General features: G+C 73.2%; 22 protein-coding genes. 7 read left to right on the top strand and 15 right to left on the bottom strand.

Annotation, left to right across the window (positions count from 1 at the left end):
- The first annotated feature begins 282 nt into the window (after window positions 1-282).
- Complete coding sequence (gene rocD / locus EV190_RS17370) at window positions 283-1,560, top strand: ornithine--oxo-acid transaminase (protein ID WP_133742632.1); 1,278 nt, start codon at window positions 283-285, stop codon at window positions 1,558-1,560.
- Window positions 1,561-1,595: 35 nt separating this feature from the next.
- Here rocD and EV190_RS17365 read toward each other — a convergent pair whose 3' ends face one another.
- A complete protein-coding gene (locus tag EV190_RS17365; protein ID WP_243742634.1) occupies window positions 1,596-2,720 on the bottom strand; it encodes an SGNH/GDSL hydrolase family protein in 1,125 nt (374 codons plus the stop codon).
- Between the two features lie 505 nt (window positions 2,721-3,225).
- On the opposite strand from EV190_RS17365, the gene EV190_RS17360 reads away from it, so the two are divergent.
- Together EV190_RS17360 and EV190_RS17355 are read left to right on the top strand one after the other, a co-directional pair.
- Window positions 3,226-5,193, top strand: coding sequence for an acetoacetate--CoA ligase (locus EV190_RS17360; protein WP_133742631.1), 1,968 nt, complete (start codon window positions 3,226-3,228; stop codon window positions 5,191-5,193).
- A gap of 374 nt (window positions 5,194-5,567) precedes the next feature.
- Window positions 5,568-6,812: a heparan-alpha-glucosaminide N-acetyltransferase domain-containing protein gene (locus EV190_RS17355; RefSeq protein WP_243742633.1), complete on the top strand. Its 1,245-nt coding sequence runs from the start codon at window positions 5,568-5,570 to the stop codon at window positions 6,810-6,812.
- Window positions 6,813-6,837: 25 nt separating this feature from the next.
- Here EV190_RS17355 and EV190_RS17350 read toward each other — a convergent pair whose 3' ends face one another.
- The gene (locus tag EV190_RS17350; RefSeq protein ID WP_133742630.1) at window positions 6,838-7,674 is read right to left on the bottom strand and encodes a ribonuclease HI; all 837 of its coding nucleotides are present in this window, start codon (window positions 7,672-7,674) and stop codon (window positions 6,838-6,840) included.
- A 187-nt stretch (window positions 7,675-7,861) separates the two neighbouring features.
- Window positions 7,862-8,491, bottom strand: coding sequence for a TetR family transcriptional regulator (locus tag EV190_RS17345; RefSeq protein WP_166655494.1), 630 nt, complete (start codon window positions 8,489-8,491; stop codon window positions 7,862-7,864).
- 133 nt (window positions 8,492-8,624) lie between these two features.
- Between EV190_RS17345 and EV190_RS17340 the strand changes: the two genes are divergently transcribed.
- A complete protein-coding gene (locus tag EV190_RS17340; RefSeq protein ID WP_133742628.1) occupies window positions 8,625-10,196 on the top strand; it encodes an MFS transporter in 1,572 nt (523 codons plus the stop codon).
- An 88-nt stretch (window positions 10,197-10,284) separates the two neighbouring features.
- On the opposite strand, the gene EV190_RS17335 is transcribed toward EV190_RS17340, so the two are convergent.
- Together EV190_RS17335 and EV190_RS17330 are read right to left on the bottom strand one after the other, a co-directional pair.
- Window positions 10,285-10,752 (bottom strand): PTS sugar transporter subunit IIA, encoded by a 468-nt coding sequence (locus EV190_RS17335; RefSeq protein ID WP_133742627.1) that lies wholly within the window; start codon window positions 10,750-10,752, stop codon window positions 10,285-10,287.
- 122 nt (window positions 10,753-10,874) lie between these two features.
- Window positions 10,875-11,552: a hypothetical protein gene (locus tag EV190_RS17330; protein ID WP_133742626.1), complete on the bottom strand. Its 678-nt coding sequence runs from the start codon at window positions 11,550-11,552 to the stop codon at window positions 10,875-10,877.
- A gap of 187 nt (window positions 11,553-11,739) precedes the next feature.
- On the opposite strand from EV190_RS17330, the gene EV190_RS17325 reads away from it, so the two are divergent.
- Genes EV190_RS17325 through EV190_RS17315 form a run of 3 tightly spaced genes read left to right on the top strand, consistent with a single transcriptional unit; the run spans window position 11,740 to window position 14,903 of the window.
- The gene (locus EV190_RS17325) at window positions 11,740-12,417 is read left to right on the top strand and encodes a GNAT family N-acetyltransferase (protein WP_133742625.1); all 678 of its coding nucleotides are present in this window, start codon (window positions 11,740-11,742) and stop codon (window positions 12,415-12,417) included.
- Window positions 12,414-13,211 (top strand): purine-nucleoside phosphorylase, encoded by a 798-nt coding sequence (locus EV190_RS17320; protein ID WP_133742624.1) that lies wholly within the window; start codon window positions 12,414-12,416, stop codon window positions 13,209-13,211. Before EV190_RS17325 ends, EV190_RS17320 begins: the two co-directional genes overlap by 4 nt.
- Before the next feature lie 42 nt (window positions 13,212-13,253).
- Window positions 13,254-14,903: a phospho-sugar mutase gene (locus EV190_RS17315; RefSeq protein ID WP_133742623.1), complete on the top strand. Its 1,650-nt coding sequence runs from the start codon at window positions 13,254-13,256 to the stop codon at window positions 14,901-14,903.
- 110 nt (window positions 14,904-15,013) lie between these two features.
- Here the strand turns inward: EV190_RS17315 and EV190_RS17310 are convergent, their stop codons facing one another.
- From EV190_RS17310 to EV190_RS17265, 10 genes are all read right to left on the bottom strand, one after another.
- A complete protein-coding gene (locus EV190_RS17310) occupies window positions 15,014-16,285 on the bottom strand; it encodes a thymidine phosphorylase (protein ID WP_133742622.1) in 1,272 nt (423 codons plus the stop codon).
- 129 nt (window positions 16,286-16,414) lie between these two features.
- Window positions 16,415-16,822 carry a cytidine deaminase gene (locus EV190_RS17305; RefSeq protein WP_279536625.1) on the bottom strand — a complete coding sequence of 136 codons (408 nt, stop codon included), beginning with the start codon at window positions 16,820-16,822 and terminating at the stop codon, window positions 16,415-16,417.
- A complete protein-coding gene (locus tag EV190_RS23755; protein ID WP_133742621.1) occupies window positions 16,819-18,084 on the bottom strand; it encodes an ABC transporter permease in 1,266 nt (421 codons plus the stop codon). The genes EV190_RS17305 and EV190_RS23755 overlap by 4 nt, the downstream gene beginning before the upstream one ends.
- Entirely contained in the window at window positions 18,081-19,508 is a 1,428-nt protein-coding gene (locus tag EV190_RS17295) for an ABC transporter permease (RefSeq protein WP_133742620.1), read from the bottom strand. Before EV190_RS17295 ends, EV190_RS23755 begins: the two co-directional genes overlap by 4 nt.
- Window positions 19,505-21,094 (bottom strand): ABC transporter ATP-binding protein, encoded by a 1,590-nt coding sequence (locus tag EV190_RS17290; RefSeq protein WP_133742619.1) that lies wholly within the window; start codon window positions 21,092-21,094, stop codon window positions 19,505-19,507. Before EV190_RS17290 ends, EV190_RS17295 begins: the two co-directional genes overlap by 4 nt.
- Window positions 21,095-21,231: 137 nt before the next feature.
- Entirely contained in the window at window positions 21,232-22,299 is a 1,068-nt protein-coding gene (locus EV190_RS17285; RefSeq protein WP_166655492.1) for a BMP family lipoprotein, read from the bottom strand.
- Between the two features lie 331 nt (window positions 22,300-22,630).
- Window positions 22,631-23,395, bottom strand: a complete 765-nt coding sequence (locus tag EV190_RS17280) for an alpha/beta fold hydrolase (protein WP_133742618.1) — start codon at window positions 23,393-23,395, stop codon at window positions 22,631-22,633.
- A gap of 53 nt (window positions 23,396-23,448) precedes the next feature.
- Window positions 23,449-23,787, bottom strand: a complete 339-nt coding sequence (locus tag EV190_RS17275; protein ID WP_133742617.1) for a biotin/lipoyl-containing protein — start codon at window positions 23,785-23,787, stop codon at window positions 23,449-23,451.
- A gap of 117 nt (window positions 23,788-23,904) precedes the next feature.
- Window positions 23,905-24,918 (bottom strand): alpha-ketoacid dehydrogenase subunit beta, encoded by a 1,014-nt coding sequence (locus EV190_RS17270; protein WP_133742616.1) that lies wholly within the window; start codon window positions 24,916-24,918, stop codon window positions 23,905-23,907.
- A gap of 55 nt (window positions 24,919-24,973) precedes the next feature.
- Window positions 24,974-26,008: a thiamine pyrophosphate-dependent dehydrogenase E1 component subunit alpha gene (locus EV190_RS17265; RefSeq protein WP_133742615.1), complete on the bottom strand. Its 1,035-nt coding sequence runs from the start codon at window positions 26,006-26,008 to the stop codon at window positions 24,974-24,976.
- Window positions 26,009-26,018: the final 10 nt, after the last annotated feature.

Genomic DNA, 26,018 nt, shown 5'->3' with positions numbered 1-26,018 from the left:
TTCCCGGCGGGGAGCGGGCGCGGGAGCGTGCCGCCGGGCCGGGAGGGGCCCGTTCGCGTGCTCCAGCTCACCGGGCGCTGCGGGGCACGGCACACGGAGCGGCCCGGTCAGGGCCCCGGGAACGCGGAACCGGGCTGGTGTGCGCTTGGACACCGTGTGTCCCTTGCCCGGTGCGGAGCGGATCTGTTCCACTGCTTGAGGCTCCCCGAACGGACGCTTTGTGCGTTATCCGAGCGGGTATCCAAAAATCGAACAACGGTCAAAGGCGATCGGAGTAACTGGATGAGCAACACGCGCGATCTGGGCCCCGACACGGCGCACGGCGGAGACCCCGCCGAGCCCGCCGTCTCCACCAGTCGACACATCGAACTGGCCTCGACCCACTCGGCACACAACTACGATCCGCTGCCCGTGGTGATCGCGGAGGGGAGCGGGGCCTGGGTGACGGACGTCGAGGGGCGCCGCCACCTCGACTGCCTGGCCGGGTACTCGGCGATGAACTTCGGTCACCACAATCCCGAACTGCTCGAGGCGGCGCACCGCCAGCTGGACCGCGTCACGCTCACCAGCCGGGCCTTCTACAACGACCGGTTCGCCCCCTTCGCCACCGCCCTGACCGAGCTCGTCGGCAAGGAGCAGATGCTGCCGATGAACACCGGCGCCGAAGCCGTGGAGACCGGCATCAAGGTCGCCCGGAAGTGGGGGTACGAGGTCAAGGGGGTGCCCGACGGGCAGGCCCGCATCGTGGTGGCGGGCGGGAACTTCCACGGCCGCACCACCACGATCATCTCCTTCTCCGAGGACCCCGAGGCGTTCGGCGGATTCGGCCCCTACACCCCGGGCTTCCGCGTCGTCCCGTACGCCGACGCCGACGCCGTGGCCGCGGCGATCGACGACACCACGGTCGCGGTGCTGATCGAGCCGGTGCAGGGCGAGGCCGGGGTCATCGTCCCGCCGCCGGACTACCTGCCGCGCGTACGCGAGATCTGCGACCGCGAGAACGTGCTGCTCATCGCCGACGAGGTGCAGTCGGGCCTCGGGCGGACCGGTACCGTCCGGGCGTGCGAGCACACCGGAGTGGTGCCGGACGTCTACCTGTTCGGCAAGGCGCTGGGCGGCGGAATCCTGCCGGTCTCGGCGGTCGTGGCCGACGCCGACGTCCTCGGCGTGATCCGGCCGGGCCAGCACGGCAGCACCTTCGGCGGGAACCCGCTGGCCTGCGCCGTGGGGGCGACCGTGGTGCGGATGCTCAGGGACGGGCCCTACCTGGAGAACGTGCGCCAACTCGCCCCCGTGCTGGACACCCGGATCAAGGAGTTCGTCGGCAACGGGGTGGTCTCCGCGCGCAGCATCGGACTGTGGGCGGGTATCGACGTCGACCCCGCCCTGGCCACCGGCCGGGAGCTGTGCGAGCGACTGCTCGGCAAGGGGGTGCTGGTCAAGGACACGCACGGCTCGACCATCCGGCTCTCGCCGCCGCTGATCATCACCGAGGACGACCTGAACTGGGCGCTGGACCGGGTGGGTGAGGTCCTGGCGGACCTGCGCGCCGGGAACTGACCCGGCGGGGGCCGCGCCGCGGGAGGCGCGGCCCCTCAGCCCGCCTCGCCGGCGAGCACCTCGGGACTGGCGTTGTGCACGGTGGCGCGGGTGACGTAGAAGGGGCGGCCCGGCCCCTCGTCGATCTGGGCGCCCACGAGCGCGCTGACGGCCTGGTGCCCGTCGGCGTCGGGGTGGAAGGTGCTGCGGTCCACGGTGACACCGGTGGCGAAGTCGCGCAGCAGGACGCCGTTGACCCACGGCTCCTCCGAGCCGATCTCGTGGCCGTCCAGCGCGTCGTAGGCGTCCACGAACTCCACGCTGCCCACCTGCCCGGAATCGGCGATCTCGGAGTCGTGCACCTGGACGGCGTCGTCCAACTGCTTGTTGAAGCGCCGGATCGTCTCGTTCAGCCAGGACTGGTCGCCGGCGGTCAGCGTGTAGTACATCCCCGTCGGCTCCTCGGGGAAGAGCCGGGGGTAGCCGACGACCAGGACGCGGGCGTCCGGCGCGCGGTCGCGGACCTCGCCGATCAACTGTTCGAAGGTCGCCTCGAACTTGCCCATCCGGTTGACGACGGCGTCCTCCTGACCGATGCACACCCCGCTCTCCAGCAGCGGGACCCGCATCATGCAGGTCTTGAGGACCGTGGTGAACCCGAGGTCGTTGCCGCCGATGCCGATGGTGACCAGCGAGGTGTGCGGGGCGACCCAGTCCAGCTGGGACTCGGTCTCGTCGACGGACTCCAGCATCTTGTTGCCGCGCTGCCCGCTGCACGCCAGGAAGGTGAGCTCGCCGGCGAAGTCGTAGGAGCCCGTGACCCGCTCGGGGTAGGCGTTGGCCGAGCGCCAGCACCCGCCGCGGACGGCGGTCCCGGGCGCGTAGTCGCCGGCGCCGTCCCCGGAGGAGTAGGAGTCGCCCAGCGCGTAGTAGTTGCCCCAGGTGGCGGCGTCGACGGGGGAGAGCCTGAGCCGACGGCCGTCCGTGTCGGGTTCGCCGTCCGGGCCCACCGGAACGTTGTCGCACCAGGTCCGGGTGGTCTCGCACCAGGCCTGCTGAACGGTGCTCCGGCTGGCGGGAACGGTCAGTACGACGGCCACCGCCACCGCCAGGACCGCGGAGGTGATCCCCAGGACCAGCCTCCGCGTCGTGACCGCGGGTCCACGCAGTCGCCCGCCCAAAAGCCTCTCCCCATGGATCAATGCGGCTTTTTACCCCGCACCAGGTTACCCGTGTGAATCGGCGCTTTCGCTGCCGCCGGTTTCCCGGTGGGGCCCCGCCTCGGCGCGGCGGCGGAACCGGACCGCGGAGGGCGAAGGCGCGCGGCCCCGGACCGCGCTCGCGAAGGCGGGACAGCCGGGAGACGGCGTCCTCGGCGTCGGGGGGCGGTCCCGCCGGTCCACCGCAGCGCCCGCTCGGGGACCGGGCCCGGCCGGTCCGCTCCCCGCCGGGCACGCGCGTCCGCGCTGCTCCCCTGGACGAACACGCGCAGGCGGAGGACTTCCCCTCCCGGGCGGTGGCCCGACCGGCACGCCGCGCGCCGGGGACCCGTCCGGTGTGACCCGCGCCACCCCGGAGCCGGGTTCCGCGGGGGTGTTGCTGTTAGATGGCTGTGAACCCCGCACACCGGCGTGCGGAGACGGGACACCCCGCCCGCACGCCCAGGTCGAGGAAGGGCGCGCACGAATGACCCAGCAGCCACAGCCCCCCGTTCTCTGGGAACCCGACGAGGCCCGGCGCGAACGCGCCAACATCACCGCGTTCACGCGCTGGGTGCGCGAGCACCGCGGCGTGGACGTCTCCGACTACCACTCGCTGTGGCACTGGTCGGTCACCGACCTCGACGGGTTCTGGGCGAGCGTCTGGGAGTACTACCGGGTCCGGTCCGCGACTCCGTACCGCGCGGTGCTGGCCGACGACGCGATGCCCGGCGCGACCTGGTTCCCGGGAGCGACGCTGAACTACGCCGCGCACGTCTTCCGGAACCGCGACGACGACGCCGTCGCCATCCGGCACGCTTCCGAACTCCGCGTCCTGGGGGAGTGGACCTGGGGTGAGCTCAGGCGACGCACCGCCTCGATCGCGGCCGCGCTGCGCAGGCTCGGGGTGGGGCCGGGGGACCGGGTCGTGGCCTACCTGCCCAACATCGCCGAGGCGGTCGCGGCCTTCTACGCGTGCGCCTCCATCGGCGCGGTCTGGTCCTCCTGCTCGCCCGACTTCGGCGTGCGCAGCGTCACCGACCGCTTCGCCCAGATCGAACCCGTGGTGCTGCTCGCCGTCGACGGCTACCGCTACGGCGGCAAGGACTTCGACCGCCGCGACGTGCTGGCGGCGCTGCGCGCCGGGCTGCCGACGCTGCGGCACACCGTCGTGCTGTCCTACCTGCGCGACGAACCGGTCGAGGGCACCCTGGACTGGAACGAGTTCGAGTCCTTCGGGGAGGGCGCCGAACCGGACTTCGCGCGGCTTCCCTTCGACCACCCGCTGTGGGTCCTGTACTCCTCGGGCACCACGGGCCTGCCCAAGGCGATCGTGCACGGGCACGGCGGCATCCTCCTGGAGCAGCTCAAGAACCTCGACCTGCACCTGGACGCCCAGGCGCACGACCGGGTCTTCTGGTTCACCACCACCGGCTGGATGATGTGGAACTTCCTGGTCAGCGTGTTGCTGACGGAGGCGTCCATCGTCCTGTACGACGGCAGCCCCGGACATCCCGACCTGGGAGCGCTGTGGGACCTCGCCGAGCGCTCGGGCGTCACCGTCTTCGGCACCAGCGCCGGGTACCTGTCCTCCTGCATGAAGGAGGGCGTCCACCCCGCGCGGGACCGCGACCTGTCGGCGCTGCGCGCGATCGGCTCCACCGGGTCGCCGCTGTCCCCCGAGGGGTTCGCCTGGTGCTACCGGGAGTTCGGGCCGGACCTGTGGCTGTTCTCCACCAGCGGCGGCACCGACGTGTGCAGCTGCCTGGTCGGCGGCGTGCCGACACTGCCCGTCCACGAGGGCGAGATCCAGGCCCGGGCGCTGGGCATGGCCGTGGCGGCCTGGGACCCCGAGGGCAGGGAGGTCGTCGGCGAGGTCGGCGAGCTGGTGGTGACCCGGCCCGCGCCGTCCATGCCGCTCTACTTCTGGGGCGACACCGACGGCACGCGGCTGCGTGACAGCTACTTCTCCGTGTACCCGGGCGTCTGGCGGCACGGGGACTGGATCGAGATCACCGAGCGCGGGACCGCGGTCATCTACGGACGCTCGGACTCCACCATCAACCGCGGTGGGGTGCGGATGGGCACCAGCGAGATCTACCGGACGGTCCTGGCGCTGGAGGAGGTCCTGGACGCCCTGGTGGTGGACGTCCCGCAGCCCGGCGGCGGTTCCCTGATCGAGTTGTTCGTGGTGCTGCGCGAGGGGGTGGGGCTGGACGACGCCCTGCTCGGGCGGATCGCCCGGGGCATCCGCGAGGACTGCTCCCCCCGGCACGTCCCTGACGTGGTCCGGAGTATCGCGGAGGTGCCGCGCACCCTGTCCGGCAAGGTCCTGGAGGTGCCGGTCAAGCGCATCCTCATGGGGGAGGCCCCCGAACGGGTCGCCAGCCGGGACTCCCTGGCCAACCCGAAGGCCCTGGACCACTTCGCCGACCTGGCCCGGAAGACGGTCTAGGGAAGCTCCGGCGCGGGGGTGGTTCGGCGTCGGGAATTCGCCGACCGGATCGTCGAGGTGTCCTCGTGTGCGGCGCGGTGACGAGGCAGCGACGGCGGGTGCGGTCCGGGGCCGCGCCCATGATGTCCGTTGCGTGAGGGGTCCGTTGACGGTCGTGGGCTTTCTGCCCTTCCCGGTCCCGAAACGGGCGGAAAGCCCACGACTGTCAACAAGACCACCGGTGCCCGAATTCACCCCCGCGCCGGAGGTTCCCTGGTGTCCCGCGCCTGAAGTCCGTCGCCGCACCCGGATCCCGGGACGAGGGTTCGTGTCGGGAATCCCCCGGTTGGTTCTCCTTAGCGCAAACCGACGCCGGAGGTCCTACCCTGGAGCACGTGTCACGACTAGCGCCCGAGACGCGCACGCAGCGGTCCGCCTGGCCCGAACCCGGTCGGCTGGTCGGGGTGGACGTGGCCAGGTCCATCGCGGTGTTCGGCATGTTCACCGTGCACCTGGGAGTCGGTTCGATCGGGCTGCTGGACGGCCCCGCCGCCGAGGCCTTCCACGAGTTGGCCAGGGGCCGGTCCTCGGCGCTGTTCGCCTTCCTGGCGGGGGTCTCGCTGGCGCTGCTGTCAGGGGGAGCGCACCCGTCGTCGGACGCTTCCCGGCGGCGGGTGGGTGTCAAGATCGCGGTGCGCGCCATGGCGCTGACCCTGCTGGGGATGTTCCTGGACCTGCTGGGCGCGCCGATCGCGATCATCCTGGTCTACTACGCCGGGTACTTCCTGCTGGCACTGCCGCTGCTGCGGCTGGGCGCGGGGGCCCTGGCCGGGATCGCCGCCGCGATCGCGCTGCTCGGACCGCAGCTGTCCTTCCTGATCCGGTCGCTGATCGGGGACCCCGGCGCCCCGGCGGCCTCGATCGACGGCTTGGGCGACTTCTTCCTCAGCGGCTACTACCCGGCGTGTACCTTCATGGCGTTCGTGGTCGCCGGGATGGCGGTGGGCCGCCTGGACCTGCGGTCCGCGCCGGCCAGGGCCGGTCTCGCCGGGACGGGACTGGTGCTGGCGGCCCTGGGCTACGGCGGGTCGTGGCTGCTGATGCACCCGCTGGGCGGCGTCGACCGGCTCACCCGGACACTGGCCGCGCAGTACTACGGGACCGCGGCCGAGACGGCCCCGGCCGAGGACCTGCTCCTGCTGGGCGACCTCACCCTCGAGGAGATCGCCTCCCTGCACGGCACGGTCCCCACCGACAGCCCGTTCTGGCTGCTGGTGGCCTCACCGCACAGCGGAACCACCTTCGAGATCGCCGGGGCGGTCGGCACCGCGCTGGTCGTCCTGGCCGCGTGCCTGTTTCTGGCCGACCTGCTGCACCGGGGCGTCTTCCCGCTGGCGGCGGCCGGGTCGATGGTGCTGACCGTCTACGTCGGGCACGTCGTGGTGATCGCGATGCTGGGCGGTTCCTCCTACGACTTCTCGCCGTTCCGGCTGGAGCTCTTCGTCCTGGGCGCACTGCTGTTCGCGACCCTGTGGAAGCTGCTGCTCGGCCGCGGCCCGCTGGAGCGGCTCCTGGGCTGGTCCGCCGACGGGGCCACCCGGCTGGCCCTTTCCGGGGCCTCGCCCGCGCGGCGGCCCTGACCTCCCCGGCGGGGAGCCGCCCGGGTCAGGCCCAGCGGGACAGGTCGGCGTGCCACTGCCGCAGGAAGGACGCGACGAAGGCGTCGGCGTGCGCGATGAGTTCGGGCGTGCCGCGCGAGCGCGGATCGGCCAGGCGGCGGCGCGCCATCGAGGCGAGCGAGTCGGCGGTCTCGTTGAGCAGGTCGCCCGAGTGGCCCTTGACCGGCTCCACCGTCAGACCGGGGCGCGCCGCCATCTCCTCGGCCAGGCGCACCAGGGTGGGGCGGCGGTTGGCGCGCCTGGGGCCGTCCTCGTACCCGGCGGGCATCAGCGGACGCTCCCCGCCCCGCTGCCAGGCCCGCAGGTAGCGGCGGGCCACCGCCGAGTCCACCAGGAGGACGGCGGTGGCGCCGGGGTCGAGCGCCTGCAGCAGCAGTGACACGGCCCGCAGTTCCTGGACCAGGACCCGGGAGGGGCCGCTCGGGTCGCGGGTGGAGCCGTTCCAGGAGCGCATTCCCCAGCGGCCGTCGGAGGTCACGTACCCCATCCCCGCGTAGGGGCCCTTGACGCTGGCGTCGGTGGCCGCGACCAGCGGAGCGGCGCCCTCCCAGCGGCGCACCACGCCGTGGTAGCCGCTCAGGATCCGGGTGCTGCTCTGCGCGCTGATGGCGGCGTTGCGCTCCTCGGCGCGCGTGGTCATCGCCGCGGCGGCCGCGAGGTCGCCGACGTACGCGGCGTCGAAGGCCAGGGACACGGCCTCGGCGACGCTTCTCCGGCGCGGCCCGTGCGGGGAGTACACCACGTAGCGGCGCAGCGCGGTGATCCTGTCGGCGAGTTCCGGGGGCAGGCACTCGGCGCACGCGTCGAACTCGTCCGGAGCCACGACCGCATCACCGTCCTCTCCAGGGGCGGAGAAGAGCCAAGTCCCTGCACTCAGGATCTTGACGTCCCTCGGGCACCAGGGCAAGCCCCCGAGAGGAGGAGGTGCGTACCGTACCGCCCCGTTGACCCCTGGTGACGGGGAGGGGGCGCCTCCCCGTCACCCGCCCGGGAGCTCCCGGGGGCGCGGCTCAGGGTTCCGTGACCGCCGGGACGAGTTCGTCCAGGCAGCGGCGGAGCGCGGCGCCCAGTTCGTCGGGGCCGTGTTCCTCGCCCCGGCTCCAGAGCAGGTGCGCGGTCTGCCTCGCGGAGAAGAACGCCGCGACGGCGAGCCGGGGGCGCAGATCGGTCTCGGGGTCGGTGCCCCGGCGCCGGGCGAGCTCTTCGACGAGCCGTTGCTGCTGCTCCAGGCAGTACCGCAGCTGGGCGGCGCGCAGCCGAGGGCAGCACTCGAGGATTCGGGCCAGGTCCAGCCGGGTGTTCAGCTGGGCGCGGTCCAGGCGCGCCCAGTCGTCGAGCGCGGCGTTGCGCAGGACGGCGAAGAGGGGTTCGTGCGGGGGGCGTGCCAGCACGGCCTCGTAGAACGTTTCGTCGAAACCGGCGTGGACGTCGAGGGCGACGTCCTCCTTGCCCGCGAAGTACCGGAAGAAGGTGCGCTGGGAGACGTCCGCGTGCGCGGCGATCTCCTCGGTGGTGGTGGCCGCGTACCCGCGTTCGACGAACAACCGCATGCCCGCCTCGACCAGGGCGTCCCGGGTGCGGGCCTTCTTTCGCTCGCGCAGCCCGGGGGCCGGTCTCGGTTCGGCGGTCGCGACGCTCATGGCCGGTCCTTTCGCACGACTCCTTTCACCGGAGGATACATGCGCGGGAATCATCCGTCACAAATTGCCAAATGTCAGCGACTGCCATAATCTTCTCGGGTTCGATGAGCGACAGAAGGACACCGGGGGACCTATGACCACGACCACCGCGCCGAGCGCCACCACGGAGCGGAATCTGCGAGGAAGCCCCTGGGCGACGCTGGTGGCCATCGCCTTCGGCGTGATGATGGTCGCGCTGGACGGCACCATCGTCGCCGTGGCCAACCCCGCCATCGGCCGGGACCTCCAGGCATCGCTGGCCGAACTGCAGTGGGTGACGCACGGCTATCTGCTGGGGCTCGCCGTCTTCCTGATCACCGCGGGCAAGCTCGGCGACCGCTTCGGGCACCGCCGGATGTACCTGCTCGGAATCGTCGGCTTCGTCGTGACCTCGGTGGCCATCGCGCTGTCGTCGGGCGTCATCATGCTTGTCGCCTTCCGCATCCTGCAAGGGGTTTTCGGCGCGCTGCTCACCCCCGCGGCCATGGGTCTGCTGCGCGCGAGCTTCCCGCCCCACAAGCTGGGCCGCGCCTTCGGCGTCTTCGGAAGCCTGTTGGGCGGGGCCAACGCCGCGGGCCCGATCGTCGGCGGCGTCCTGGTCAGCGGGTTCGGCTGGCAGTCGGTCTTCTACATCAACGTCCTGATCGGCGCGGTGGCCGTAGGCCTGGGGATGTGGCTGCTCGCGGCCAACCAGCCGACCGACCCCGGGTCGCGCTTCGACGCGCCCGGTGTCGTCCTTCTCACCATCGCGATCTTCGCGCTGGTGTGGGCGCTCGTGGAGGCCCCCTCGGCGGGTTGGACCGCGCCCGTCACGCTCGTTCCGCTCGGTGTCGCCGTGGTGGTCGGGGTCGCCTTCGTCCTGTGGGAGCGCCGACCGGCGGACCCGCTCCTGCCCCTCGCGATCTTCCGCGACGCCTCGGTGTCGATCGGGGTCGTCCTGATGGTGCTGATGGCGCTGGGCCTGATGGGCTCGCTCTTCTTCATCACCTTCTACCTGCAGGGCGTGGCCGGGCTCTCCCCGGCAAGGGCCGGCCTCCAGCTCATGCCGCTCATGGCGATGATGGCGATCACCTCGCCGCTGGCGGGACGACTCCTGGACAAGGTCGGAGCCAGGGTGCCCACCGCGGCGGGGCTGGTGCTGACCGCGATCGGGCTCTTCATGCTGTCGCGGCTGACCACCGACACCGGGATCGGGTACACGTCCGTGGGCTTCGTCCTGCTCGGAGCCGGGCTGAGCCTGGTGATGACCGGTGCGACGGCCGCGATCATCGCCAACACGCCGATGCGGTTCGCCGGTGTCGCCGCGGGCGTGCAGCAGGCGGCCATGCAGCTCGGAGGGTCGCTGGGCACCGCCGTGCTGGGCGCGGTGATGTCGATGACGATCATCTCGACGCTGCCCGGCCACTACAGCGACGCGGGGCTGGCCGAGCTCGGGGCGGAGGAGCTGTCGGCGGCGCAGAGCCAGGTCGCCCAGGGCGGCGCGGCCGTGCCCGAGGGAGCCACCGCCGAGGTCGCGCGGGCCGTTACCGAGGCGAGCCACCTGGCGTTCCTGGACGGGATGCAGCTGGCCTTCGGAATCGCCGCCGCGGTGATGGCGCTCGCCGCGCTGCTGTCGCTGGCGATGCGCCCCAGCACGCACTCCGAGGGGCCGGTCGTGCACATCTGACCGTCCCGGGTCCCGGCGGCCCCTCGCCGGGAGCCGCCGGGACCGGGGCAGGGCGTGGCCGGGCATCTCCGCGATGGACGCGCCCTGGTCAGGCCCAGACCTCGAACGCGCTGATCAGGGAGTGCACCCGGTCCGGGTCCTCGATGCGGGACAGCGCGGCCAGCCGGTCGGGAGAGGCCAGCAGGGCGGTCACCGCGGCCAGGGCCGCGCAGTGGTCGTCGCGGTCGGCCCCGGCCAGGCCGACGACCAGGCCCACCGGGTCGTTTCCGGGGTGGCCGAAGGGAACCGGACTGGACAGGGACACCCAGGACAGCCCGGTGCGGAGCACCGAGCGGCCGGGTGCCGCGTGCGCCAGCGCGAGGCCGGGGGAGACCACGATGTAGGGGCCGTGCGTCTCCACGACCTGGCGCATCCGGGAGGTGTAGTCGGCGGTGGTCGCTCCGGTCGCGACCAGCAGGTCGCCCGCCGCGCGGACGGCGGCGCGCCAGTCTGCGGCCGCGACACCGGTCGAGATCGCTTCGGACGGCAGCAGCCGGGACAGCACCGGTTCGCCCACCATTGACCCCTTCCCGACGAGACGGCGGCGACCGTGTCAGATTAGGCCGGGTCCGGCCCCCGGGTTCCGGCGCGACCGTCCGTGGCGTTCCCGGTTCGGGTGAAACCTCGGTCAAACGGTGGTCAGCCGTCGGTTCGGGTGATCCTGGCGGCCGTGCGGTCGCGGTGCTCGAGGGTGTTGCTGGTGGTGCGGGCGTGCGCGCGCATCAGCCGCCGGGCGTCGTCGGCGGCCGCGCGGGCGGTCTCGGGGCGGGCCACGTGCCCGTGCCCGGGCTCGCTGCGCGGGAGGCCGATGTTCTCCGGAAGCCCGGCCCGGCTCACGACCCTGAGCTGGGCATCCTCCTGGGAGGCCGACGGCCGGATGTCCCCGGTGGGGGTCTTCCAGCTGCGCAGCCGGTGCTCCAGCCACTCGGGGCCCTGGTAGCCCGCGCCCTGCTCCCAGGGCAGGCCGTCGGGCCGGGTGCCCAGCGCGTGCAGCAGGTCCGCGATGGACCATCCGGCGGAGAAGAACCGGGACGCCTCCTCGCGCAACCGGGCGAAGTCCACCCCGTGCAGGGAGGAGTCGCGGCGGCGCAGCAGCTCGCACGCCTGGTGCACGTCGCTGCGGGTGTGCACCGGCCGGTTCAGCGGGTCGGGCTCGGGGCGGTGCAGGAGCGCGTCGTCGACGGTCACCAGGACCTCGCCGTCGCGCTTGTCCCAGATGCTCACGCGCTCGCGCGGCCAGCCCTGCGACTCGGCCAGCGCGGTGGCGATCCTGCGCAGGTCGACGTCCTCGTCGGTGGAGATCCGGAACTCGGCCATGACGCGCCTCGCCTTCCAGGGGTTCGTCCCGCTCCCCTCCAGGTTAGGACAGAGGAACGACACCCGCCGGGCACCGGCCGGGCGGGGCGGGGCCGCTCCGCCTTGTGCTCCCGGGACCGTTCGGCTAGAGAGGCTCGGAAGGGCCCCGGAGCGGGACCGGGCCGAGGATCGGGTGGAGGACGCAGCCATGGGAAGCAGCGGTGCCGCGAAGGCGCTCTCGGCCGTCGAGCTGGTGCGGCTGGACGGCGGCGGGCCCGGGGTGAGGGAGCTTCGGGAGGAGGTGCTGCGGCACCGGCTCGGACCGGGGCAGAGCCGGTTCGCCAGACCGGCCGCGCACACCCTGCCGAGAGCCGACGCCGACCCCGGCCGCACGCCGTTCGCCGTCGTGCACGAGGGCAGGGCGGTCGGCTTCGGCATCCTCGACAGGGGCGGATACCTGAAGGAGGTCGCCGACGCCCCCGAGGAGTCGGTGCTCCTGCGCGCCTTCTACATCGCCCCCCACTGGCAGGGGCGGGGCCTCGGGCGCGCCGCGTGCGCCGCGCTGCCGCGCCTGGCCGGCGCGGTCGCCCCCGGCGCCACCGCGGTCCTGCTCACGGTCAACCGGGAGAACCACGTCGCCCGGCGCGCCTACCTCGCCTCCGGTTTCGCCGACACCGGCCGGGTGTACTCCGGCGGCGACGCCGGGCCCCAGGACGTGCTCGTCCGAGCGGTCCCGGACCGGCGCCGAGCCCGCCCCGGGGCGGAGGAGGGCGCGGACCGGAGGGGTAGGGTGTGGTCCTCCGGCCCGCCGGAGGCCGGGGCCGGCACCGTCCCCGCAGGTCGCGGTCGGACCCGGTCAACCGAGGACGAGGAGAGAAGCCTGTGAGTACCAAAGCCCACGAACGCGCCCGGGAGGCGGCGGACGAGCTCCGCTCCCGGACCGGGGTGGACTCCTACGGCACCGCGCTGGTCATGGGGTCGGGCTGGGCTCCCGCGGCGGACATGCTCGGCTCCGCGGGATCGGAGTTCGAGGTCGACGAGCTTCCCGGCTTCCTCGCGCCCACCGTGCAGGGGCACCACAGCAGGGTGCGCAGCGTCCGCGCGGCAGGCGGCGACCTGCTGGTCTTCCTGGGACGCACGCACCTGTACGAGGGCAACGGAACCGACTCGGTCGTGCACGGGGTGCGCACCGCCGTCGCGGCGGGGGCCACCAGGATCATCCTCACCAACGCCGCGGGCTCGCTCAACGCCGACCTGCACCCCGGTCGGCCGGTGCTGATCAGCGACCACATCAACCTCACCGGGCGGTCGCCGATCGTCGGAGCCGACTTCGTCGACCTCACCGACGCCTACAGCCCCGACCTGCGCGGAATCGCACGCCAGGTGGACCCGTCGCTGCCCGAGGGCGTCTACGCGGCCATGACCGGCCCGCACTTCGAGACCCCCGCCGAGATCCGGATGCTGCGCACCATGGGGGCCGACCTCGTCGGCATGTCCACCGTGCTGGAGACCATCGCGGCCCGCGAACTGGGCGCCTCGGTGCTGGGCGTCTCGCTGGTCACCAACGTCGCGGCGGGACTGGGCAGCGAGCCCCTCGACCACGAGGAGGTCCTGGAGACCGGCCGCGGGGCGGCGGACGACGTCGGCAGGCTGCTCGCGGGCATCGTCGAACGGCTCTGACCGCACCCCACCCCTTCGCACACGGAAAGGCGGCGCGGCGCAATGGCGGCGAACCACCGCGAGCAGGCCAGGGCATGGCTGGCCCAGGACCCCGACCCCGCGACCAGGGCCGAGCTCAGGACGCTCCTGGACAACGGGGACGACGCCGAACTGGCCGCCCGGTTCGCCGGCCGGCTGGAGTTCGGCACGGCCGGGCTGCGCGGCCCCCTGGGCGCCGGACCCACCCGGATGAACCGGGTGACCGTCATGCGGGCCGCCGCCGGGATCGCGGCCTGGCTGCGCCCCGGGGCGACCGTGGTCATCGGCTACGACGCCCGGCACCGGTCCGCGGACTTCGCCCGCGACACCGCCGCCGTCCTGGCGGGGGCGGGCCACCGCGCGCTGCTGCTGCCCGGCCCGCTGCCCACCCCCGTGCTCGCCCACGCGGTGCGCGCCCGCGCCGCCGACGCCGGGGTGATGGTCACCGCGAGCCACAACCCGCCGCAGGACAACGGGTACAAGGTGTACGTCGGGGGGAGCGGGCCGGTGGCGGGGAGCCAGATCGTGCCGCCGGTGGACACCGAGATCTCCGCCGCGATCGACGCGGTCGGCCCGGTCGACGCGCTGCCCCTGGACGACGGCTACGAGGTGCTGGGCGACGGGGTCGTGTCGGCGTACGTCGACGCGGTCGCCGCGCTGCCCCTGGGCCGCGAACGGGACCTGAGCGTCACCTACACGGCGATGCACGGCGTGGGCGGCGCCGTGCTGCGCGCCGTCTTCGAGAGGGCGGGGTTCCCCGCCCCGATCACGGTGCCCGAGCAGGCCGAACCCGACCCGGACTTCCCCACGGTCGCCTTCCCCAACCCCGAGGAGCCGGGCGCGATGGACCTGGCGCTGGCCGCGGGCGAGCGCGCGGGCACCGACATCGTCCTGGCCAACGACCCCGACGCGGACCGGGTGGCGGTGGCGGTACCCGGCCACGGGCTGCTCACCGGGGACGAGGTGGGCGGTCTGCTCGCCGAGCACGTCCTGGCGCACACCGCGGGCCCCGACCGGCTGGTGGCCACCACGATCGTCTCCGCGGGCCTGCTGCCCAAGATCGCGGCCGCGCACGGAGTGCGCTTCGAGGAGACCCTGACCGGCTTCAAGTGGCTGGTGCGCGCGGGGGGCGGGGAGGCGCGCAACGTCTTCTGCTACGAGGAGGCGCTCGGCTACTGCGTGAGCGGGGACGCCGGGCGGCCCGTCGCGGACAAGGACGGCATCAGCGCGGCCCTCGCGGTGGCCTCCGTGGCGGCCGAGGCCAAGCGCGACGGCAGGACCCTGCTGGACCTGCTGGACGACCAGGCCCGGCGCCACGGCCTGCACCTGACCCGCCAGCTCTCGGTGCGGGTCGCGGACCTGGCGCTGCTCACCGAGACCATGCGGTCCCTGCGCGCCGCGCCTCCCGAGGCGTTCGGAGGCTTCCGGGTGGAGGCGGTGGAGGACTTCGCCGACGGCGGCCGGGGCCTGCCCCCCACCGACGCCCTGCGCTACCGCCTCACCGGACCGGTGCGGGCCGGCGTCACCCTGCGGCCGTCGGGCACCGAACCCAAGCTGAAGGCGTACCTCGAGGTGGTCCTCCCGGTCACCGGAGACGTCGGCGAGGCCCGCGCGGAGGCCGCCGGGCGCCTGGCGGCCCTGCACGACGCGGTGGCGGACCGGATCCTGGGCTGACAGAGGGCCGTCGGCTCCTCTCGACGACCTCGACGCCGCCGTTCCGGGGCCCTCGTCTCCGAAACGCCGGCGTCGAGATCACCGGGGTGTCCTTTCGGAAGGCGGCCCGCCTACTCCACCCGGTCGATGACCAGGGGGAGCGGGGTGTGCCCGCCGCCGAACGCGCAGGCGTCCGACAGCGCCTCGGCCGCGTGGTCGAGGCGGCCGGGATCGTCGGTGTGCAGGGTGAACAGCGGCTGCCCCGCGCGCACCCGGTCGCCGGGCTTGGCGTGCAGGGTGACGCCCGCTCCCGCCGAGACCGGGTCCTCCTTGCGGGCCCGGCCCGCGCCCAGGCGCCAGGCGGCGACGCCGACGGCGTGGGCGTCCAGCCGGGTCAGGACGCCCGACTCCGCGGCCGGGACCTGGTGGGTCTCGGCGGCCACCGGCAGCGGGGCGTCGGGGTCGCCGCCCTGGGCGGCGACCATCCGCCGCCACGCGTCCATCGCCGAACCGTCGCGCAGCGCCTCGGCAGGGTCCGCGGCGTCGTCCAGGCCCGCCGCGGCCAGCATCTCCCGGGCCAGCGTCACGGTCAGTTCGACCACGTCGGGGGGCCCGCCCCCGGCCAGCACCTCAAGGGACTCGGCCACCTCCAGGGCGTTGCCCACGGTGCGGCCCAGCGGGGTGTCCATCGCGGTCAGCAGCGCGACCGTGCGCACTCCGTGGTCGGTGCCGATGCCGACCATCGTGCGGGCCAGTTCGCGCGCGGACGCCACGTCCTTCATGAACGCGCCCGAGCCGACCTTGACGTCCAGGACGAGCGCGCCGGTGCCCTCGGCGAGCTTCTTGGACATGATGGAGCTCGCGATCAGCGGGATGGACTCGACCGTCCCGGTGACGTCGCGCAGCGCGTACAGCTTGCGGTCGGCCGGGGCCAGGCCGGTGCCCGCCGCGCAGATCACCCCGCCCACGTCCAGCAGCATCCGGCGCATCCCGGCGGGGGAGACCTCGGCGCGCCAGCCCGGGACGGACTCCAGCTTGTCCAGGGTGCCGCCGGTGTGACCGAGGCCGCGCCCGGACAGCTGGGGGACGGCCGCCCCGCACGCGGCGACCGTCGGGGTCAGCGGCAGCGTGATCTTGTCGCCGACCCCGCCGGTGGAGTGCTTGTCGGTGGTGGGCACGCCCAGGTCGGAGAAGTCCAGCCGCTCGCCCGAGGCGAGCATCGCCTCGGTCCACCGGCCGACCTCGGCCCGGGTCATCCCGCGCCACACGATCGCCATGTTCAGCGCGGCCATCTGCTCCTCGGCGACCTCGCCCCGGGTGTAGGCCGCGATCACCCAGTCGATCTGCTCGGGGGACAGCTCGCCCCCGTCGCGCTTGGTCGCGATGACGTCGATGGCATCCATACGCACTCCCTGGTAGGACTCGGCCGGGCCGCGGCCGTTCACGGGCCTCTGCCGACGTCAAGATCATCGACAGGACTGCTGTCAGGCAACGCTCGCACCCGGCGAACATCGCCTGACACGGCACCAGGACTATCTCGGCCGGTCGAGGTCGTCGGGGCCGAAGGCCTGCGGCAGCAGCTCCCCGAGGGGGATGATCCCCTCGGGGGTGTCCACCAGCAGGCCCGCCCCGCCGTGCTCGTACAGCAGTTGGCGGCAGCGCCCGCACGGCATGAGGGCGGAGCCCGCCCCGTCCACGCAGGCGAACGCCACCAGCCGTCCGCCGCCGCTCGCGTGCAGCGCCGAGACCAGTCCGCACTCGGCGCACAGGCCCAGGCCGTAGGAGGCGTTCTCCACGTTGCAGCCCACGACCACCCGGCCGTCGGAGACCAGTGCCGCCGCGCCCACCGGGAACCTCGAGTAGGGCGCGTAGGCACCCGCCATGGCGGTGGCGGCCGCTGCGCGCAGCCCCGGCCAGTCCACCTCGGTCGCGGCCGTCACGAGCCGCCTCCCCGCCGCCAGGACCGCCCCACGGCCGCGGGCGCCCGGAGCCGCTGCGTGGCCAGTGCCATCACCAGCAGCGTCGCGATGTGCGGGCTGTAGGTGACCAGCTCGCGCGGGAGCGTGTCGGTGAGCGCCCACCACACCACCAGCAGGGCGGCGACGGCCAGCGAGACCAGCGCTGCCACCCGCTTGCCGCGGACGAACTGCCACACCGCGACCGCGACCAGGACCGCCGCGATGAGCAGCAGCAGCGCGTGCACGGCCGCGCCCGAGCCGCGGACCTGGAGCGCGTCGGTGAAGCCGAACAGGCCCGCGCCCATGGCCAGGCCGCCGGGCCGCCAGTTGCCGAAGATCATCGCGGCCAGGCCGATGTAGCCGCGTCCGCCGGTCTGGCCCTCCTGGTAGATGGAGGAGGCCACCATCGCCAGGAACACGCCGCCGAGGCCGGCAAGGCCGCCCGAGACCAGCACCGCGACGTACTTGTAGAAGTACACCGAGACGCCCAGGGACTCGGCGGCCTCGGGGCTCTCGCCGCAGGAGCGCAGCCGCAGCCCGAACGGGGTCCGCCACAGGATGTAGTAGGTGGCGGGCACCAGCAGGATCGCGATCAGCGTGACGACGGACATCTCGGTGGTCAGACCGACGATCAGCCCGGCCACGTCCGACACCAGGAACCAGTGCCGGTCCTCCAGGGGACCGAGCAGGTCCGCCACGAACGGCAGGCCGATCCGGGGGAAGCCCGGGAGGGGCGGGGACTGGGCGGCGCCGCCCCCCGGCTGGGGCTGGAAGTACAGGATCGACAGGTAGCGCATGGCGCCCACGGCCAGGATGTTGATGGCCACGCCCGAGACGATGTGGTCCACGCCGAAGGTGACCGTGGCCACGGCGTGCAGCAGACCGCCGAGCACGCCGCCGACGATCCCGGCGACCAGGCCCGCCCACGGGTTCCCGGTGCTGTTGGCGGCGAAGGCGCCCGCCCAGGTGCCCAGCACCATCATGCCTTCGAGGCCGATGTTGATGATGCCCGCGCGCTCGGCCCACAGGCCGCCCAGGCCCGCCATGCCGATCGGCACCGCGAAGGCCAGCGTCGCCTGGATGGTGCCGCTGTCGGTCAGCGCGTTCTGCCCGGTGATGACCCGTACGCCCGCGAGCGCGACGAACACCGCGACACCCAGGCTGACGATCCGCCACGGGGTGAGGACGCCCCGCCGGGGCGGGGGCGCCTTCTCGGGGGTCGCGACTTCCACGTGCTGGCTCATGACGCGGCCACCCTCTCCCGGCCCAGTTCCCTACCGACCTGACGCTGCTGGTAGCGCCGACCCCAGCGGTGCACGAGCTCGTACACCACGACGATGGTCAGCACCATCGTGGCCTGGGTGACGACGGCGATCTCCTTGGGGATTCCGTCGATGTCCAGGATCTGCGACGACTGGTTCAGGAACGACCAGAACAGCGCGGCCGCGGCGATTCCCACGGGGTGGTTGCGGCCCAGCAGCGCGATCGCGATCCCGGTGAAGCCCAGGCCGACCGGGAAGTCCAGCGCGTAGTAGTGCGACGCGCCCAGCAGCTGCGGCATGCCGACCAGACCGGCCACCATGCCGGAGATGACCATGGAGACCACGACCATCTTCTTGACGTTGACCCCGCTGGCCTGCGCCGCGGTGGCGGACTGGCCGGTGGCGCGCAGCTCGAAGCCGAACCGGGTGCGGTTCAGCAGCCACCAGTAGCCGACGCCGACCGCGACCGCGAGCAGGGTCAGCCCGAAGATCTCCCGGCCCGCGCCCATGAAGCCGCCGGGGATTCCCGGCACCCAGCCGGACTCGGCGATCGGCCGCGTGCCGATGTTGTTGGTGCCGATCTCGACGGCGAGCCGGTTGGTGTTGAGCAGGTAGGCGGTCACGCCGGTCGCGATCGCGTTCAGCATGATCGTGGAGATGACCTCGGACACGCCGCGGGTCACCTTCAGCCAGCCCGCGATCCCCGCCCAGAACCCGCCGACCGCGACGGCCACGAGGATGATCACCAGCTGGTGCAGCCCGGGCGGCAGCACGAACGCGCCGCCGACCGCCGCGGCCAGCAGCGCGGCCAGCCGGTACTGGCCGTCCACGCCGATGTTGAACAGGTTCATCCGGAAGCCGACCGCCACCGCCACCGCGGACAGGTAGTAGGTGGTGCCGGTGTTGACCACCGTCACGAGGCTGTTGGGCTGGGTGCCGTAGTCCGTCATCCGCGCGAACGTGGAGAGGGGGTCCACCCCGGTGACGTACAGCACCAGGGCGGTGATGCCCAGGGCCAGCGCGCCCGCCGCGGCGACCGCGGCGAAGGCCAGCGCCAACTGGGTGGCCAGCCCGCGGTACAGGGCGGCCGAGGCCGTCCCGCCGACGAGGGCGCCGATCGCGTAGGCCACCGGCTCGATCAGCCACAGGTCGGCGACCAGCCCGGTGAACAGGCCCACCAGGACGGCCAGCACCAGCGCGACGGGGGCGACGACGGCGCGGTGGATGCCGGAGTCGGCGTCGGCGGTGGAGGAGCCCACGAACAGGACCGCCACCGCGAAGGCCGCGACCACGCCGATGGCGAGCGCGGCCGGTGCGAGCAGCGCCATGTCGAGCAGCACGGTCAGGACGACCCCGGCTCCGGCCGCCGCCGCGAACCCCGCGGGGGTGGGAAGGGACTTGGTCATGCTCCTGCCTCGTCTTCAGTGGCCGGTCCGCTGTCGTCCGCGGACGTGTCGGCCGGGTCCAGTCCCGCGCCGGTCATGGCCGAACCGAGCTGCTCGGGGGTGACCGCGCCCGGATCGGCTTCGGCGACCAGCCTGCCCCGCAGGATCACGTGCAGCGTGTCGGACATGCCGATCAGCTCGTCCAGGTCGGCCGAGACCAGCAGCACGGCCAGGCCCTTGGCGCGGGCCGCGCGGAGCTGGTCCCAGATGGCGGCCTGCGCGCCGACGTCGACGCCGCGGGTGGGGTGCGCGGCCACGATGACCTTGGGGTCGTTGCTCATCTCGCGGCCGACGATCAGCTTCTGCTGGTTGCCGCCGCTGAGCGCGTCGGCCTGCACGTCGATCCCCGGGGTGCGCACGTCGAACTCGGCGACGATGCGCTCGGTGTCGGCGCGCGCCCCGGCGCGGTCGATGAGCGGCCCCTTGGCGTTCGGCGGCTGGGTCTGGTGGCCGAGGACGCGGTTCTCCCACAGCGGGGACTCCAGCAGCAGGCCGTGCCGGTGCCGGTCCTCGGGGATGTAGCCGACCCCCGCCTCGCGGACGGCGCGGGTGGACCAACCGGTGACGGGCTCGCCGGCGAGCAGGATCCTCCCCCGCGCGACCGGCCGCATCCCCATGACGGCCTCGATCAGCTCGCTCTGGCCGTTGCCCTCGACCCCCGCGATGCCGACGATCTCACCCGCCCGGATGGACAGGGAGACGCCGTCCACGACCGGCCGCCCGTCGGGGGCGGCCACGGTCAGGTCCTGGATCTGGAGCACCATCCGGTCGGTGACCGTCGACTCGCGCAGCTCGGGCACCGGAAGCTGCCCGCCGACCATGAGCGTCGCCAGTTCGCGCGCGGTCGTCCGGGCGGGGTCGGCGGTGGCCACGGTGGTGCCGCGCCGGATCACGGTGATCTCGTCCGCGACCGAGAGGACCTCGTCGAGCTTGTGCGAGATGAAGATGACGGTCAGGCCCTCGCGCTTGAGCTCGCGCAGGTTGTCGAAGAGCTCGTCGACCTCCTGCGGGACCAGCACCGCGGTGGGCTCGTCCAGGATGACGATGCGCGCGCCGCGGTACAGGACCTTGAGGATCTCCACCCGCTGGCGGTCGCCGACGCCCAGCTCCTCCATCAGCCGCCGCGGGCGCACGCCCAGCCCGTACTGGGCGGACAGCTCCTCGATCCGCGCGCGGGCGCGGGAGCCGATGCCGTGCAGGCCCTCCGCGCCCAGGACGACGTTCTCCAGCACCGTGAGGTTGTCGGCGAGCATGAAGTGCTGGTGCACCATGCCGATGCCGTGCTTGATGGCGTCGGAGGGGGAGTTCAGCCGGACCGTCCCGCCGTTGACGGCGATACTGCCCTCGTCCGGCTGGTGCATGCCGTACAGGGTCTTCATCAGGGTGGACTTGCCCGCGCCGTTCTCGCCGACGATGGCGTGGACCGTCCCCGCTCCGACCGTGATGTTGATGTCGTGGTTGGCCACCACCCCGGGAAACCGCTTGGTGATCCCGCGCAGCTCGACGGCGGGAGGCGCCGCTCCGCTGGCCGTGTCCGTGCCGCTCATCCGACTCCTTGGTGTCTATCGAAAGAGGCGCCCGAGGCCTCGTGAGCCTGCGGGCGCCGAAACGCGCCGGCGTTCCGCGGCCCCGGGGCACGCTCCCCGGGGCCGCGGAACGCCGTGCGGCGATCAGGCCGAGCCCTTTAGGGCTCGGTCGGGATCTCGATCTCGCCGTCGATGATCCGCTGCTTCAGGCCGTCGAGCTCCTCCTGGATGTCGGAGATCTGCTCGGGGTTGGACGTGGCGTAGTCGACGCCGCCGCTGGCCAGGTCGAAACGCTGGACGCCGCTCTGGACGTCGCCGTCCACCACGGACTTGACGTACTCGAACACCGCGGTGTCCACGCCCTTGAGGGCGGAGGTGACCACGGAGGACCGCTGGTCCTCGGGGGCGCTCTCGTACTGGTCGCTGTCGACGCCGATGAAGAGCTTCTCCTGCTCGGCGGCCGACTCCAGCACGCCGTTGCCCGAGGCGCCGGCGGCGTGGTAGATCACGTCGGCCCCGGCGTCGTACTGGCCCTCGGCGGTGGCCTTGCCGCGCGCGGGGTCCTGGAAGCCGCTGAAGTCCGGCGGCTGCGACAGGTAGGCCGTCTCGATCTCGATGTCGGGGTTGATCTCCTGGGCGCCCGCGATGTACCCGGCCTCGAACTTCTTGATCAGCGGGGTCTCGACGCCGCCGATGAAGCCGATGTGGTCCTCTTCGGTCTTGAGCGCGGCGGCGGCGCCGGCCAGGAAGGAGGCCTGCTCCTCGGCGAACACCAGGCCGGTGACGTTGTCGATGTCGTCGATCTCGGAGTCGACGATCGCGAAGTGCACGTCGGGGAACTCGGGAGCGACCTCGCGGATCGGCTGCTCGTAGGCGAAGCCGACGCCGATGACGACGTTGTAGCCCTCTTCGGCCATCAGGGTCAGGCGGTTCACCTTGTCGGCGTCGGACTCGCCCTCGGTGGGCTCCAGGTCCTGGACGTCCTCGATGCCGAGCTCCTCCTGGACCTGCTGGAGGCCGCGGTACGCCGCGTCGTTGAAGGACTTGTCACCCCTGCCGCCGATGTCGTAGGCGAGGCCGACCTTGATGTCGGTCGCCGGGGCGGCGCTCTCACCGTCGCCGCCGGACTCGCCGCCACCCCCGCTGGCGTCACAGGCTGTCATCGCCAGGCCGAGCACACCGGCCGCTGCGATCGCCGCGAAACGGGTGACCATGTTGCGCTCCACGCTTCCTCCCCTTCAAGCCCTCGGGCGGTTCGCGGCACGCGAACCACCGGGTTATGCAGCCGGACACTATCCGCTTACGGAAATGTCACCAATCATCGAGGGGGGGTTGTTATGAAGGCGAGAGCGGAGTGAAACGGACGTTACCAACGGTTTGTCTCCCATCTCACATTTCTACCTTCCCGCCAGGTCGGCGAAGGGTCCGCAACGGCAATTGTTGCCAAAGGACGACTCGTAGGCGCCTGTACGCGGAGTGACGACGGTGTTCCCGGAACAGCCTCGCGCGGCCCGCCCGTTCCCCGTCGACGGCCCGGGCGCGGGGCACTCCGGCGGCTCAGCCGGAGAGCCCCCGCCCCCGCGCGAGGAACTCCGTGGCCGCGCTCTTGAACGCCTGGGCCGAGACCGCGTTGCGGTGGTCCCGGCGCGGCAGGCGCAGCACCTCCGCCGCGGGCAGCGCGGCGGCCAGGGACTCCACCCCCTCGGCGATCCCGTCCCGCTCGCCCGCGACGAACAGGAGCGGAACGCCGTCCGGAGCGGGGGAGGGGGAGTAGACCTGGGACGCCTGCCCCCGCGCGCAGGCCGCCAGCGCGGCGGTGTCCGCGCCCGGCAGGGCGGCGGCCGCCGCGAAGACGGCGCCGAACCGTCCGCCGTCCGCGCCGCGCTCCAGGCCCTCCAGGTCGGTGTCCTCGAAGGCGTCGACCGGACCGAAGCCGCCCAGCACGGCCCGGCGCACCCGGCCGGGGAAGTCCACCGCCAGCTGCCAGCTCAGCCGCGACCCCATCGAGTAGCCCACGACGTCGGCCTCGGGCGCGCCGACCGCGTCCAGCACCCGGGCGAGCAGCGCGGCCAGCGCCTTCGGGGTGTAGCGCTCGGGGTCGTGCGGGCGGGGGGAGCCGCCGTGCCCGGGCAGGTCCACGCCGACGAGGCGGCGGCCGGAGTTCCGCAACGCGCCGACCCAGCCCGCACGCGCCCAGTTCAGTTCGAAGTCCGAGCCGAACCCGTGCACGAGCAGCACCGGCGGCTCCCGGGACGGCTCCGCGCCGCCCACCGTGTACCGCAGCGCCGGTTCCCCGGTCGCGTCGAGCAGGGTCTGGTCCATGCGTGTTCCCGTCTGGGTGGGAGGTGGGGGTCCGTTCGGCGGGGAGCGCGCCGCTACTCGGCGGGCGGCCTGAGGCGGACCCGCCGGGTCGGCTTCTCCTCGGTGGGAACGGTACCCACGATCCCGGCGCCCGCCTCGACCGCGAAGGTCGCCAGCGGTTCGCCGACGGCGACCACCCGGCCCTCCTCGGCGTGCAGCCGCGCCACGACCCCGGTGTGCGGGGAGGGGATCTCCACGGCGGACTTGGCGGTCTCCAGCTCGACCAGCGGCTGGTTGCGCTCGACGCGCTCGCCCGGCTGGACCAGCCATTCCAGGACGGTCGCCTCGACCAGCCCCTCGCCCAGGTCGGGGAGGGCGAAGGTGCGCTCGGAGGTGGGGCCGGTGTGGGTCATCGGTGGTGGTCCTTGTCGTCGTTTCCGCCGGTTCGCGGTGGTCTCCCGCTGATCGTGGCCTTTCCGGGGTCTCAACCGCCTCCGAGGCCCCGGAAAGGCCACGATCACCGAGAAGGACTAGAACTCCAGTGTGCGCTGGACCGCCAGCAGGATGCGGTCGACCGTGGGCAGGTACTGCGGCTCCAGCGGCCCCGCGGGGTAGGGGACGTCGAACCCGGTCACCCGCTGGACGGGGGCGCGCAGCGAGGCGAAGGCGTGCTCGGTGACCAGCGCGGAGACCTCCGCGCCCAGGCCCGCGGTCAGCGGGGCCTCGTGCACGACCACCGCGCGCCCGGTGCGCGCGACCGACGCGGCCAGGCCGTCGGTGTCGATCGGCTTGAGCCAGCGCAGGTCCAGCACCTCCAGTTCGACGCCGTCCTCGGCGGCGAGCTCGGCGGCCTGCTCGCAGCGGTGCACCATGGCGCCCCAGGCGACCAGCGTGGCGTGCCGCCCCTCGCGCACGGTGCGGCTCGCGCCGATCGGCAGGTCGGGTTCGCCCAGCCGAACCGCGCGGCGGTTCCAGTACCGGGCCTTGGGCTCCATGTAGATCACCGGGTCGTCGGCTCGCACCGACTGCAGCAGCAGGCCGTAGGCGTCGGCGGGATCCGAGGGCGCGCACACCTTCAGGCCGGGGACGTGTGCGAACAGCGCCTCCAGGCTCTCACCGTGGTGCTCGGGCGCCTGGATGCCGCCGAAGCTGGGCAGCCGCAGCGTGATCGGCATGGGGGCGGCCCCGCGGGTGCGGTAGTGCATCCGCGCCATCTGGTTCACGATCTGGTCGACCGCGGGGTAGGCGAACCCGTCGAACTGGAGCTCGGGGACGGGCCGCCAGCCGTTCATCGCCAGACCGACGGCCAGGCCGATGATGGCGGACTCGGCCAGCGGGGTGTCGAAGACCCGCCGGTCCCCGAACTCGGCCTGGAGGCCGTCGGTGACCCGGAAGACCCCGCCGAGCCGCCCCACGTCCTCGCCGAAGACGAGCGTGGCGGGGTCCTCGGCCAGCAGCGTTCGCAGCGCCGCGTTGACGGCCTGCTGCATGGACGTCTCGGTGGCCGTGGCGGCCTGGTCCGCGGGAACCGCGAGTTCGGTCATGGCGTGCTGCCCTTCTTGGCGGATTCGTGGCGGGGACTCCCGGACGCGGGGCCGCTCACGGTCCGACCTCGTCGCGCCAGACGCGCTGCTGGCGGCGCAGCGCCTCGGTCGGTTCGCGGTAGACGTGGGAGAACAGGTCCGATCCGGCGGGGTGCGGCGCGTTGCCGACACCGTCGCGCGCGGCCTCGCAGAAGGCGCGGGCCCCGGTCTCGGCGGCGTCGAAGAAGTCGGTGTCGGCGTGCCCGGCCCGTTCCAGGGCCCGGCGTGTCAGTGTGATCGGGTCCCGTTCGCGCCAGCGCCGCTCCTCGGCGGGATCGCGGTAGCGGCCCGGGTCGTCGGAGGTGGAGTGCGGGTTGACGCGGTAGGTCAGCGCCTCGATGACGGTGGGGCCGCCGCCGTCACGGGCCCGCCGAAGGGCGGCCCGGGTGGCCTCGTACACCGCCGCGACGTCCTGGCCGTCCACCCGCACGCCGGGCATCCCGTACCCGGCGGCGCGCGCGGCGACGGAGCCGCCCGCCACCTGCGCCTCGACGGGCACCGAAAGCGCCCACTGGTTGTTCTGGCAGAAGAACACCACCGGCGCGCCGAAGACCCCGGCGAAGTTCATGGCCTCGTGCACGTCGCCCTCGGAACTGGCCCCGTCGCCGAAGTAGGCGATCGCGCAGCCGGGGCCGTCGCGCAGGCTCTCGCCCAGCGCCCAGCCCACGGCGTGCGGTACGGGGCCGCCCACGACGGCGTTGACCGGGCCGAACCGGGACTCCATCGGGTCGTAGAGGCCGCCGTGCCACAGCGCGCGGTGGCTGGCCAGGTAGCCGACCATGTCCACGCCCATGGTGAGGGCGACCGCCATCTCCCGGTAGGTGGGGAAAGCGAAGTCGGTCGCGGTGTCCAGCGCGGCGGCGCTGCCGACCTGGGCGGCCTCCTGGCCGCGCAGGGAGACGTAGGCGGGGAAGACGCCCTGGCGCTGCAGCGCGATCGCCTCGTCGTCCAGGAGCCGGGCGGTGAGCATGTCGCGGTACATCGACCGGGACAGCTCGGGCGGGATCCCGCTGAGGTCGGGGCCCGCTGGAGCTGCTTCCTCTGCGTTCATGGCGGGTGAC

Source organism: Actinorugispora endophytica (genome assembly GCF_004363075.1).
Lineage (GTDB): Bacteria > Actinomycetota > Actinomycetes > Streptosporangiales > Streptosporangiaceae > Actinorugispora > Actinorugispora endophytica.
The sequence above is the reverse complement of the archived record's forward strand: the minus strand, read 5'-3'. Positions and strand labels throughout refer to the sequence as shown.

What these genes read in the sequence shown, in the direction of transcription:
- rocD (WP_133742632.1), top strand. Translation starts at nt 283, where the DNA reads ATGAGCAACACGCGCGATCTGGGCCCCGACACGGCGCACGGCGGAGAC.
- EV190_RS17360 (WP_133742631.1), top strand. Translation starts at nt 3,226, where the DNA reads ATGACCCAGCAGCCACAGCCCCCCGTTCTCTGGGAACCCGACGAGGCC.
- EV190_RS17345 (WP_166655494.1), bottom strand. Translation starts at nt 8,491, where the DNA reads ATGAGCGTCGCGACCGCCGAACCGAGACCGGCCCCCGGGCTGCGCGAG.
- EV190_RS17340 (WP_133742628.1), top strand. Translation starts at nt 8,625, where the DNA reads ATGACCACGACCACCGCGCCGAGCGCCACCACGGAGCGGAATCTGCGA.
- EV190_RS17330 (WP_133742626.1), bottom strand. Translation starts at nt 11,552, where the DNA reads ATGGCCGAGTTCCGGATCTCCACCGACGAGGACGTCGACCTGCGCAGG.
- EV190_RS17325 (WP_133742625.1), top strand. Translation starts at nt 11,740, where the DNA reads ATGGGAAGCAGCGGTGCCGCGAAGGCGCTCTCGGCCGTCGAGCTGGTG.
- EV190_RS17315 (WP_133742623.1), top strand. Translation starts at nt 13,254, where the DNA reads ATGGCGGCGAACCACCGCGAGCAGGCCAGGGCATGGCTGGCCCAGGAC.
- EV190_RS17310 (WP_133742622.1), bottom strand. Translation starts at nt 16,285, where the DNA reads ATGGATGCCATCGACGTCATCGCGACCAAGCGCGACGGGGGCGAGCTG.
- EV190_RS23755 (WP_133742621.1), bottom strand. Translation starts at nt 18,084, where the DNA reads ATGAGCCAGCACGTGGAAGTCGCGACCCCCGAGAAGGCGCCCCCGCCC.
- EV190_RS17295 (WP_133742620.1), bottom strand. Translation starts at nt 19,508, where the DNA reads ATGACCAAGTCCCTTCCCACCCCCGCGGGGTTCGCGGCGGCGGCCGGA.
- EV190_RS17290 (WP_133742619.1), bottom strand. Translation starts at nt 21,094, where the DNA reads ATGAGCGGCACGGACACGGCCAGCGGAGCGGCGCCTCCCGCCGTCGAG.
- EV190_RS17280 (WP_133742618.1), bottom strand. Translation starts at nt 23,395, where the DNA reads ATGGACCAGACCCTGCTCGACGCGACCGGGGAACCGGCGCTGCGGTAC.
- EV190_RS17275 (WP_133742617.1), bottom strand. Translation starts at nt 23,787, where the DNA reads ATGACCCACACCGGCCCCACCTCCGAGCGCACCTTCGCCCTCCCCGAC.
- EV190_RS17270 (WP_133742616.1), bottom strand. Translation starts at nt 24,918, where the DNA reads ATGACCGAACTCGCGGTTCCCGCGGACCAGGCCGCCACGGCCACCGAG.
- EV190_RS17265 (WP_133742615.1), bottom strand. Translation starts at nt 26,008, where the DNA reads ATGAACGCAGAGGAAGCAGCTCCAGCGGGCCCCGACCTCAGCGGGATC.